The following is a 10,936-nucleotide window of genomic DNA, read 5'->3' as shown; positions in this document are numbered from 1 at the left end:
GGTGTATTGTTTTTGCTCCAAATCTGACAGGCGGTAAGAAGAATTTAATATCAAAAAAAATCGGTATTACCTGCTTCATCTGCGCGAACACTAAGCTCACAAGTCACTAAGCTTGTCACAAGACTTACCGTACTGCTAAATATAGCGGTGGTCATGCCAAGACGCATTCTATCTTCTCCCATTGTTCTCCCACATTCCTTCGGGTCTTCTTCGGAAAAAAGATGTTTTTTCCGAAGAAGACCCGAAGAAACCACGGTGATGACCCGAAGAACCCCCGAAGCTATCCGGTCAAAATCAGTCAAAACCAGTCAAAACCGGTCACAAGCGGTCACGGGTGTACAAGCTGCCATTTTCTGTTTTAACTTCGTGTCATTAACCAATAAAATTATTTGTTATGGCAACATTAAGCAAAGGAATCCTAGGAGGATTCTCCGGTAAAGTAGGACCGGTAGTAGGCGCTACCTGGCGTGGTATGGACGTCATCCGCAGCCGCCCTAAGAGCTCCAGACGCACCCCTTCGGAAAGGCAATTGGAGCAGCAATTGAAGTTTAAACTGGCTATCAGTTTTCTCCAACCGATCAAAAGTATTCAGTCTCTGTATTTCGGAATGGGAACTGGGGTGAAATCCCGTGTGAATATGGCAGTGTCTTATACCATCAGCACCGCCATACAGATGGTGGCAGGTCTCCCGGAACTGATCTACAACAAAGTGCTGATTACCCGTGGCGAACTCACCAGTTTCAGAAACCCAGTGCTTACCACGCAGCCCGGCGGTGTGCTGCACCTGGAGTGGGAGGACAACAGCACGCAGGGTGATGCCGCTCCTAAAGATCAGGTGAGCATCGTGTGCTACTGCGCAGAGCTGAATAACTGGGAGATATATGAAGGCATCGTGATGCGCTCCGACCTGATGGCCGATGTCACGCTGCCAGCCTACTGTCTAGGCAAAACAATGGAGGTCTATGCCTTCCTGAATAACGAGAAACAGACGGCAGCCTCCACCAGTCTCTACCTAGGCCAGCACCTAGTCAATTAACCACAGAATCCACTCCGCAAGAGTGGATTTTTTTTGTGATAATGAGGATTTGTGTAAAAAAGACAATAGAAAATTGTTTATATTTGAAAAAAACTAAAAAAACGTTGAGTCAACTAAACCAAAACCCCGAACAAATAGCCCGCGACCAAATTGATGCTATGCTTAGATTGGCAGGTTGGCACGTACAATCTAAAAACGAGATTGATTTCAGTGTTGGGCTTGGTATAGCTGTCCGTGAATATCAAACTAGCGTTGGTCCTGCAGATTATGTATTGTTTGTCAATCAGAAACCTTTGGGATTAATTGAAGCCAAAAAAGAAGATGAAGGACATCGGCTTACTGTGGTGGAAGAACAGTCTAAAGAATATGCAACAGCTGATCTTAAGTTTTTTAAAAACACAGAAGGTTTAAAATACATCTATGAAAGCACGGGAGTTGTAACCCGCTTTACCGATTATACCGACCCCAAACCTCGTGGGAGAAACGTTTTTAGTTTCCACAAGCCGGAAACTTTGCTGGAATGGAGCAAACGGGAAAAAAGTTTACGAGGCAGGTTTGCAGATTATCCGCCGTTGGATGAGACCAATTTGCGTCCGGCACAGATTATTGCCATCAACAATTTGGAGAAATCTTTCAAAGGCAACCGTCCGAAATCACTAATTCAAATGGCAACTGGTGCTGGTAAAACCTTTACTGCAGCTACCTTTATTTACCGTTTGTTGAAGTTCGCAAAGGCGAAACGCATTCTGTTTTTAGTAGATACCAAAAACTTAGGCGAACAGGCAGAACAGGAATTCAGAGCCTATCAACCACAGGACGATAACCGCAAGTTTACAGAATTATATAATGTACAACGATTGACCTCTAGCTATATCGCTGATGAAAGTCAGGTTTGTATTTCTACCATTCAGCGGATGTATTCTATTTTGCAGGGCGAAGAAATGAATGAAGAGGATGACGTAATTAATCCCAACGAAAATTCAACGTGGATAGAAAAACAGTTGGCAAAAAAAGATGCCATTCCGGTAGCATACAATCCAAAAGTTCCTATTGAGCAGTTTGATTTTATTATTATTGATGAATGCCACCGTTCTATTTACAACCTTTGGAAACAGGTTTTGGATTATTACGATGCTTTTTTAGTAGGCTTAACGGCTACACCTGATAAAAGAACTTTTGGTTTTTTTAATGAAAATGTTGTTAGTCAATATACTTACGAAGAATCGGTGATTGATGGTGTAAATGTTCCCTACGATGTTTATTTAATTGAAACCGATATTACTACTAAAGGTGCTTTGATTGAAAAAGGCTGGTTTGTAGACAGAAGAGATAAACTTTCCAGAGCAAAACGCTGGCAGCAGGAAGATGAAGACACCGAATACCGAAGCAATGATTTAGATAAAAAGGTAGTCAACATCAGCCAGATCAGAACAATTATCACGGCTTACAGAGATATCCTTAGAAAAGACATTTTCCCAAACCGTTTTGATGAAAAAGGCGAATATGAAGTGCCTAAAACTTTGGTCTTTGCCAAAACCGACAGCCACGCTGATGACATCATCAATATCATCAGAGAAGTTTTTGATGAAGGCAATGATTTCTGTAAAAAGGTAACTTATAAAATAGAAGAAGATCCAAAATCGGTATTGAACCGTTTTAGAAACGACTATTATCCACGTATTGCCGTTACGGTAGATATGATTGCAACCGGAACCGATGTAAAACCTTTGGAAGTGTTGCTGTTTATGCGTGATGTGCGTAGCATCAATTATTTTGAACAGATGAAAGGGCGTGGTACCCGTACCATTTAACCCGATAAATTAAAACTGGTCACCAAAACAGCAGATGCGAAAACACATTTCGTGATTGTAGATGCCGTAGGTGCTACCAAATCTAAAAAGACCGACAGTCGTCCGCTGGAACGCCAACCGACTATTCCGTTAAAAGATTTGTTGCAGGCCGTTACAATGGGTGTGCAGGAAGAAGATGTGTATCTTTCATTAGCCAACCGCCTCATCCGTTTGGAAAAACAACTGACCGATGCCGAAAAAGAAAAAATACAGGAACTGGCAAAAGGCAAAAGCCTAAAGCAGATGACCCGAGAGCTGATTGAGGCTTTTGATGCGGATGTAATTGCCGATAAAGCAAACGCCATCATCGCACAAATCCCAATTGATGAACGTACGCCCGCCAAAGAAGAACAAGCCAGAGCCGAAGTGCAGGAAGCTTTGCTGAAAACAGCCTCCCTAACTTTTAACGGCAAACTGAATGAGCATATCGATAATGTGCGTAAACAGCACGAGCAGATTATTGATCACATTAATTTGGATGAAGTAACCAAAGCAGAGTGGGACACGGAATCGGTGGACAAAGCCAAAACTTTGATTAACGATTTCAGTGAATACCTGAAAGCCAATAAAGACGAGATATAGGCGCTGAGTATTTTCTATGACCAGCCTTACAACCGCCGTGACATTACTTTTAAAATGATAAAAGAAGTAATGGACAAGCTGAAACTGGAAAAACCGCTGTTAGCTCCGGCGAATGTTTGGAATGCGTACACAAGTATTGAGGAGGTGAAAAGCGATTGCCCGAAAGATGAACTCACAGCATTGGTTTCTTTGATTAGAAAAGTCTGTGGCATAGATGAAGAACTGAAACCTTTTGATAAAACCATTGATGAGAATTTTAAGCGCTGGATATTTGCACAAAATGCCGGACAGCATAACCGCTTCAGCACCGAGCAAATGGAATGGCTGCGAATGATTAAAGACCACATTGTAAGTTCTTACCATATTGAGCTGGATGATTTAGATTACAACCCTTTTGACAGCAAAGGCGGCAGAGGTAAGATGTACCAATTATTTGGTAACGAAATGGACAGTATTATTAATGAATTAAATGAAGCATTAGCGGCGTAATGAGAGAAGACTGGATAGAAATTGAATTTAAAGATGTAGTTCATAAAATCGCAACTTCAAATTATAAGGTCAAACAAAAGGATTATTTGACAGCAGGGGATTTTCCTATTATCGACCAAGGTCAAGAATTGATTGGAGGATACGAAAATGATGAAAAGAAAGTATTAGAGTGTGCTTTACCATTAGTGGTTTTTGGAGACCATACGAGATGCGTCAAGTTTATAAATTTTCAGTTTATTCCTGGTGCGGATGGCATAAAAGTTTTGGTTCCTAAATTTTTTATTAATCCAAAATACCTATTTTATGTTGTAAATGTGCTTGCTAACAAAATTGAAAATAAAGGATATGCAAGACATTATCAATTATTAGAAAAACAATCTATTGCCTTACCACCCCTTCCCGAACAACGAGCCATTGTTAAAAAATTAGAAAGTTTATTTAGCAGTTTAGATGCCGGTATTGCCGATTTAAAAAAAGCACAACAGCAATTAAAAATTTACAGGCAAGCGGTTTTAAAAAAGGCGTTTGAGGGGGACTTGACAAAAACAAATAGTGATTGGATAATTAAAAGCTTTGAAGAATGTACTGTAAGTTTTAATGGGAAAAGAGTTCCATTAAATAGGGCAACAAGAGAGAAAAGACAAGGAGAATTTCGTTATTATGGAGCAACTGAAATTGTGGATTATATTGATGATTATATTTTTGATGGGGAATTTTTGCTAATAGGAGAAGATGGAGCAAATCTGTTATCAAAGTCAAAGCCTCTCGCATTTATTGTTGATGGTAAGTTTTGGGTTAATAACCACGCACATATTTTTAAACCGAATGGTGATATTTCAATAAAATATTTGAATGCTTATTTTAACTCCTTGAGTTTAAATGAATATGTTACGGGAACTGCACAGCCAAAATTGACAAAATTCAATCTTTGCAAAATACCAGTGAAGTTACCTATAGATATTTCTGATCAATTACTCATCGTCAAACAAATCGAATCCCGTTTATCCGTTTGTGATTCCATAGAACAAAACATCAAAGAAAGTTTAGAAAAAGCAGAAGCCTTACGACAAAGCATTCTTAAAAAAGCATTTGAGGGTAATTTGTTAACTGCAAAGGAACTGGCAGAATGTAAACTGGCTGAGGATTATGAACCTGCAAATGTGTTGTTGGATAGGATAAAAATCGATAAAAAATCATAAATGTTTAGAATAGAGTTTATAAAATTAAAGGGACATCCACAACTTGGGACTTTAAGTCTAGATTTATCTGATAATCTAGAGTATATAAAAAATGATTTCCCCTACACATCTGTAATAATAGGATCCAATGGCACTGGTAAAAGTTTTATTCTTAAAACAATTGCAGAAATATTCAGGCAGTTTCAAGAATTTTCTATATCAGGTAAAAAAGAATTTAATCTTCCTTATTCTATTCATCTTAGGTATAAATATTACCATAATACTTATGAGATAGTTACCCGAAATTTTTTAGATCTAGTAATTAAAGGAGGTCGTAAGGAGTATTTGTATTTTAAGAATCGTCCATTAAATATCCCGTTTATTGAAGATTCAGGTTGGGAAAAAATAACTGGATACGAAGTTTTGCATAGGGAGTTAGAATATCCAAGTAAACTTCTTGTTAATTCAATTATGAATAATGATAGACTCGTTTTTAAAAGTACACAGCAAACTAAATTTTATCAATATCTAGGAGCAAGAAGTACAAGCAGTACATCAAGCACAAAATCATCAGTAAGAAGAACAATAACACATATATTTAATGCAACCAGTAACAATGATGTTTTCATAAATAATTTAAAAGATTTACTAACCTTTTTACATTTTGAGAAAAGTTTTAAGGTAGTTTATAAAACAAAGATTAATAAACTTTTTTTTTCCCAAGAACTCACGGTTGAGAACTTTAAAAAGTATTTTGAAGAATGGTGGGATGATGATTTTAAGTTTACCAACAGAAGTAAAGAAAATCCACTTTGGAGTATCCCGTACTATAATAATCATTTTAAAAACAATTCTTCTGAATTAGAAAAAATTGTATCATATTTAAATTTCCTTCCTTTACGAAAAAATATTTTTTATGATAAACTAAAATCTTCTTCAAAAATTATTGAGATAGATTTATTTGATTCAGAAATAGATCAGGAAGATCTTTATTTTTTAAAGCATCTAGAAAATCTTGATATAATAAATTTGGAAGGAATTAATATTAATAAAAGCAATAAGAATCTATCGATTAGTGAAGTAAGTTCAGGAGAATATCATTTGCTAATTTCTTTGATTGGGATATTTGCAAATATTTCCGATGATTCTCTTGTATTAATTGATGAGCCCGAGATCAGTCTGCATCCAAATTGGCAAATGAAGTATATTTCATTTTTGAAGAAAGTTTTTTCAAAATACTCTAGTTGCCACTTTATTCTGACAACTCACTCACACTTTTTAATATCTGATTTAGAAGATAAAAGTTCTTATTTAACAGGTTTAAAAAGAGAAGAAAATATCTTAAAAACTGTAGATATCGATAAAAATACTTTTGGCTGGTCAGCAGAAGAAGTTTTATACAAAATTTTTGATGTCAGAACTACAAGAAATCATTATCTGGAAATGGATTTACGTGAACTTTTAAGTTTAATATCCCAAAAATCTGAAGATAAAGGACAAATATACATTCTTACTGAAAGGTTGAGGCAAGTTCAGCTAGATAAAAATGATCCATTAAGACTGATTATTGAACAAGCCACAAATTATTTACAACAATGATTCCTAGATTATCTAACTCATTGGCATTTCTCTCTTCAGAAACAGCACATTTATTGACTCTCATTCCACATAATAAAGATATGTGGGATAAACCACCAGATGACATAATTAAAGGTCTCAAAGCAAACATCAGATCTCAACTTTTAACCAACCAGAATGATATTTGTGGATATTGTGGATTGGATTTAGGGGGAACTAGTGAGGGACAAATTGAACATATTGCGAGAAAAGCAAAATATCCGCAATTTACATTTGAAAGAGAAAATCTTGTGATGGCCTGCCATTATTGTAATGGTTTTTCAAAAAAGGGAAATCATAATACTATAGAAACATTAAATGCTATTTACAATAATTGTACATTTAAGCTTGTACATCCTTATTTTGATGATCCAAGTCTTCATTATGAGTGGATAGCAAATGATAAAAAAATAATTATCAAAGGAATTTCAACAAAGGGCTTATATTCTATAGGAATTTTTGGTTTAGATGAGCCTAAGATGACCGAATTGAGAGGAAAAAAAGTTATAGCAGATATTGTAATTGCAAATACAACAACGCCACAAATTGATGACACCCTAATTCAAAGCATAATAAACTATAAATGACAGAAGCAGCAATAGTATCAAAAATATGGAACCTCGCGAATGTAATGCGCCACGATGGAGTAGGTTATGGAGATTATCTGGAACAGATAACATATTTGCTATTCCTAAAAATGGTAGACGAGTTAAACAAACCGCCTTATAACAGAAACCTAAAATTACCAAGACTGAAAGATGTTGAGGGTAAAGAAGTGGAAGGCGCAGAGGTTTGCTCGTGGGAGAATTTAGTTTCAAAAAACGGTGCAGAACTGGAGTCATTCTATATTCAGGTATTGCGTTCATTGGGTACAGAAAAAGGGATGTTGGGGCAAATCTATGTAAAGAGTCAGAATAAAATACAGGATCCGTCAAACCTGCAACGCATCATCACGATGATTGGCAAAGAAGACTGGAGTATGATGGGTGCTGATGTAAAAGGAACCATCTATGAGGGTTTGCTGGAAAAGAATGCAGAAGATACCAAATCTGGAGCAGGACAATATTTTACACCAAGAGCATTAATCAGAACAATGATAGCCTGCGTTCAGCCAAAGCCTATGAAAACGGTTATCGATCCTGCTTGTGGTTCGGGCGGTTTCTTTTTAGCAGCGTATGATTGGTTAACTGAAAACAATAAACTTGACAAAGACGAAAAGATGTTTTTGAAGAACAGTACTTTTCACGGCAACGAAATCGTAGCCAGCACACGTAGAATGTGCTTGATGAATCTGTACCTTCACGGTATTGGCGAAATAGATACAGAGCCATTGGTAAAATCAAACGACGCGTTGATAGCAGCCGAAAGTCAGACCTATGATTATATTTTAGCTAATCCGCCATTTGGTAAAAAAAGCGGAATGACTGTTACCAACGAAGATGGCAATATTGAAAAAGAAGATATCAGCTACAACCGTCAGGATTTTTGGGAAACGACGAGTAATAAACAACTGAACTTCTTACAGCATATCAAATCCCTGATGAAGATTGATGGCGAAGCAGCTGTTGTTTTACCTGATAACGTATTATTTGAAGGTGGTGCCGGAGAAGAAATCAGAAAGCAATTATTAAAAACAACAGACTTACATACCATCTTACGTTTGCCAACAGGAATATTTTATGCCAATGGCGTAAAGGCAAATGTATTGTTCTTTAATAACAAACCAGCCAGCAAAGATGCTTGGACAAAAGAAGTGTGGTTTTATGATTACAGAACCAACGTTCATCATACTCTAAAGAAGAAGCCATTAACGGAATCTGATTTATCAGATTTCATAGAATGCTACAATGCTTCAAACATCAATAAACGCAAAGAAACCTGGAGCGAAGAAAACCCTGATGGTCGCTGGAGAAAATACAGTTACGATGAAATTATTGCTCGTGATAAAACCAGTCTGGATATCTTTTGGGTAAAAGATCAGAGCTTAACCGATTTGGACAATCTGCCTGACCCAGATGTTTTAGCCTTAGAAATCATAGATAATATTGAAGCGGGCTTGGCGAGTTTTAGGGAGATTGTGAGTGAGCTGGAGAAAAATTAGATAAGACTGCTTTTTTACTGTTAAGTCAATTTGCAATATCCTATGAAATACTTAAAAGCCTGAGAATGATCTCAGGTTTTTTTGATTTTGTAGATCTAAAATAATCGCTGAAGTTTGTCAATTCAAAAACTCAGGAGCTTGTATTCTAACACAGTATTCACTGCCTAGATATAACGGATTACCGTGCTTCTCTGACCAGAAGCCGTCTAATGTATTGTTATTAAGACAGCGGTAAACAGCAACGCCTTTATAAACTTTGCCTTCATCACCCTCATAATTGAAGTTGATAACCAAAATATCATTTTTAAAAAAGCCGGAACCAGTCTGGATATGATCACCAATCGTCCACTTTGCCACTATCCGATGGTTAGCATCCAGACTCAGGCTTAGGACACCATAATAAACAGAACCGTTCTCGTCCTGATTGCTTCCCTCGATGCTGTAGTGTCCTACAAGTTCCTCTATAGTCATAGCTGTTGCATTATAAGATTGATTCAAAGATAGCCATCCGTTTTTAATCAACAAAGCTGTAAAATCATGTCAATCGGAGACTTTTAACAAATTTTAAACTTGCTACAGTAGTGTGCGGCATCATTTTTTCTTATTGACAGGCATATTAACACCAAAAAATAAAATATTATGTCAAAGACAGTAGCCATATTGGCAACCCACGGATTCGAAGAAAGTGAATTGAGTTCTCCAAAAGAACATCTGGAGAAGCAGGGCTGGACTGCCCATATTGTAAGTCCAAAATCAGGAACCATCAAAGCTTGGGCAGAAACGGACTGGGGTAAAGATTATGATGTAGACAAAACTCTGGATGAGGTCTCTGCATCAGATTATGATGCGCTGGTATTGCCGGGTGGGGTAATCAATCCGGATCAGTTAAGGACTAACGAAAAAGCCTTATCTTTTGTACAAGACTTTTTCCAGCAGCATAAGCCTGTAGCCTCTATTTGTCACGGTCCACAAATCCTAATCAATGCAGGTGCGGTAGAAGGCAGAAAGATGACTTCTGTAAATTCAATCAGTGCGGATCTTAAAAACGCGGGAGCAGTTTGGGAAGACAGTGAAGTAGTGGTGGATAATGGTTTGGTGACCAGCCGTACACCTAAAGACCTTCCGGCTTTCAATGCCAAAATGGTAGAAGAAATAAAAGAAGGTAAACACGAAGATCAGAATCTCTAATCATAAAAAATATAAAACCCCTGAAGAATAACTCCTCAGGGGTTTTTATTATCTAATCAACCTTGTTTATAAATGCACTTCGTGAGCATTAAGCTGATCTAATAATTTTTGAATATTTTCCAAGTCTTTCAACACTTTCTGATAAGAAGCTTTTGCATAATCTGCAATAGAGGCTTTGGGAGTTTGTAAATCATTGGGTTCAAAAACGTGATTAAGTTGAGGTTTATCTACGACTTGATCCTTATAATCATCAAGACATTCATTGATGAATGCCATTTTCTTTTTACATTTGATATGTCTTTTGATTTTCTGCAGAGAGCTAATTATATAAGGATTATCGTTATAAGGATTGTTGAAGCGGCTATCTTCTTGCTCCTCCTGATAAACAAAGTATGAATTTTCATTACTCGGTTTAAGGTAGTTTTTATCAAATATCATATCACAAGAGGTATTAATTAAATCAAATAGTAAATTATATTAGAGAATTAATATCAATTTTAAGACCATAATTAGATTTTTATGATAAACCAGATTATAATAACTTCTTTTTGTTTTAATTTGATAAAGTATTAAAAACTAACCTACATCAATCTATTTTCTATTTAAGTCTCTACATTTGGGGTTTTAAAATTTAAACGAATGAAAATAGTAGCTTTTGCAGGAAGCAATTCCAGAGAATCCATCAACAAAATATTAGTAGAATACACAGCAAAACAATTTAACGGAGCAGAAGTAGAGTTGCTTGACCTTAATGATTACGAAATGCCAATATTCAGTGTTGACAGAGAAAAGCACGATGGGATTCCGACTTTAGCGTTGAGGTTTGCTGAAAAGATAGATCAGTCAGATTTGCTAATAATCTCTTTAGCAGAGCATAACAGCACTTACACTACGG

At 36.7% G+C, this 10,936-nt stretch carries 12 protein-coding genes; 10 read left to right on the top strand and 2 right to left on the bottom strand.

Annotation, left to right across the window (positions count from 1 at the left end; translation table 11 throughout):
• The first annotated feature begins 394 nt into the window (after positions 1-394).
• The 8 genes from V7P73_RS13905 to V7P73_RS13870 all read left to right on the top strand — a co-directional run bounded on the left by V7P73_RS13905 (position 395) and on the right by V7P73_RS13870 (position 8,853).
• A complete protein-coding gene (locus tag V7P73_RS13905; RefSeq protein ID WP_312763323.1) occupies positions 395-1,036 on the top strand; it encodes a DUF6266 family protein in 642 nt (213 codons plus the stop codon).
• Positions 1,037-1,119: 83 nt separating this feature from the next.
• Complete coding sequence (locus tag V7P73_RS13900; RefSeq protein ID WP_333854633.1) at positions 1,120-2,847, top strand: type I restriction endonuclease subunit R; 1,728 nt, start codon at positions 1,120-1,122, stop codon at positions 2,845-2,847.
• A 51-nt stretch (positions 2,848-2,898) separates the two neighbouring features.
• Positions 2,899-3,468, top strand: a complete 570-nt coding sequence (locus V7P73_RS13895) for a hypothetical protein (RefSeq protein ID WP_333854631.1) — start codon at positions 2,899-2,901, stop codon at positions 3,466-3,468.
• A 3-nt stretch (positions 3,469-3,471) separates the two neighbouring features.
• On the top strand, positions 3,472-3,957 hold the full coding sequence (locus V7P73_RS13890) for a type I restriction-modification enzyme R subunit C-terminal domain-containing protein (RefSeq protein WP_333854637.1): 486 nt from the start codon (positions 3,472-3,474) through the stop codon (positions 3,955-3,957).
• A complete protein-coding gene (locus tag V7P73_RS13885; protein ID WP_333854629.1) occupies positions 3,957-5,156 on the top strand; it encodes a restriction endonuclease subunit S in 1,200 nt (399 codons plus the stop codon). The genes V7P73_RS13890 and V7P73_RS13885 overlap by 1 nt, the downstream gene beginning before the upstream one ends.
• Positions 5,157-6,734, top strand: coding sequence for an AAA family ATPase (locus V7P73_RS13880; protein WP_333854627.1), 1,578 nt, complete (start codon positions 5,157-5,159; stop codon positions 6,732-6,734).
• Positions 6,731-7,339, top strand: coding sequence for an HNH endonuclease (locus V7P73_RS13875; RefSeq protein ID WP_333854625.1), 609 nt, complete (start codon positions 6,731-6,733; stop codon positions 7,337-7,339). The genes V7P73_RS13880 and V7P73_RS13875 overlap by 4 nt, the downstream gene beginning before the upstream one ends.
• On the top strand, positions 7,336-8,853 hold the full coding sequence (locus tag V7P73_RS13870) for a class I SAM-dependent DNA methyltransferase (protein ID WP_333854624.1): 1,518 nt from the start codon (positions 7,336-7,338) through the stop codon (positions 8,851-8,853). Before V7P73_RS13875 ends, V7P73_RS13870 begins: the two co-directional genes overlap by 4 nt.
• Positions 8,854-8,970: 117 nt before the next feature.
• Here the strand turns inward: V7P73_RS13870 and V7P73_RS13865 are convergent, their stop codons facing one another.
• The gene (locus V7P73_RS13865; protein ID WP_333854623.1) at positions 8,971-9,324 is read right to left on the bottom strand and encodes a hypothetical protein; all 354 of its coding nucleotides are present in this window, start codon (positions 9,322-9,324) and stop codon (positions 8,971-8,973) included.
• A gap of 168 nt (positions 9,325-9,492) precedes the next feature.
• Between V7P73_RS13865 and V7P73_RS13860 the strand changes: the two genes are divergently transcribed.
• Positions 9,493-10,041 (top strand): type 1 glutamine amidotransferase domain-containing protein, encoded by a 549-nt coding sequence (locus tag V7P73_RS13860; RefSeq protein ID WP_333854622.1) that lies wholly within the window; start codon positions 9,493-9,495, stop codon positions 10,039-10,041.
• 66 nt (positions 10,042-10,107) lie between these two features.
• Here V7P73_RS13860 and V7P73_RS13855 read toward each other — a convergent pair whose 3' ends face one another.
• Positions 10,108-10,479 (bottom strand): hypothetical protein, encoded by a 372-nt coding sequence (locus V7P73_RS13855; RefSeq protein ID WP_333854620.1) that lies wholly within the window; start codon positions 10,477-10,479, stop codon positions 10,108-10,110.
• A 201-nt stretch (positions 10,480-10,680) separates the two neighbouring features.
• Between V7P73_RS13855 and V7P73_RS13850 the strand changes: the two genes are divergently transcribed.
• The coding region (locus V7P73_RS13850; RefSeq protein ID WP_333854618.1) for an NADPH-dependent FMN reductase at positions 10,681-10,936 on the top strand (256 nt) is incomplete at its 3' end.

Origin of the sequence: Epilithonimonas sp. (assembly GCF_036780765.1) — a bacterium.
In the GTDB taxonomy this organism is placed as follows: domain Bacteria; phylum Bacteroidota; class Bacteroidia; order Flavobacteriales; family Weeksellaceae; genus Epilithonimonas.
The sequence above is the reverse complement of the archived record's forward strand: the minus strand, read 5'-3'. Positions and strand labels throughout refer to the sequence as shown.

What these genes read in the sequence shown, in the direction of transcription:
- V7P73_RS13905 (WP_312763323.1), top strand. Translation starts at nt 395, where the DNA reads ATGGCAACATTAAGCAAAGGAATCCTAGGAGGATTCTCCGGTAAAGTA.
- V7P73_RS13885 (WP_333854629.1), top strand. Translation starts at nt 3,957, where the DNA reads ATGAGAGAAGACTGGATAGAAATTGAATTTAAAGATGTAGTTCATAAA.
- V7P73_RS13880 (WP_333854627.1), top strand. Translation starts at nt 5,157, where the DNA reads ATGTTTAGAATAGAGTTTATAAAATTAAAGGGACATCCACAACTTGGG.
- V7P73_RS13875 (WP_333854625.1), top strand. Translation starts at nt 6,731, where the DNA reads ATGATTCCTAGATTATCTAACTCATTGGCATTTCTCTCTTCAGAAACA.
- V7P73_RS13870 (WP_333854624.1), top strand. Translation starts at nt 7,336, where the DNA reads ATGACAGAAGCAGCAATAGTATCAAAAATATGGAACCTCGCGAATGTA.
- V7P73_RS13865 (WP_333854623.1), bottom strand. Translation starts at nt 9,324, where the DNA reads ATGACTATAGAGGAACTTGTAGGACACTACAGCATCGAGGGAAGCAAT.
- V7P73_RS13860 (WP_333854622.1), top strand. Translation starts at nt 9,493, where the DNA reads ATGTCAAAGACAGTAGCCATATTGGCAACCCACGGATTCGAAGAAAGT.
- V7P73_RS13855 (WP_333854620.1), bottom strand. Translation starts at nt 10,479, where the DNA reads ATGATATTTGATAAAAACTACCTTAAACCGAGTAATGAAAATTCATAC.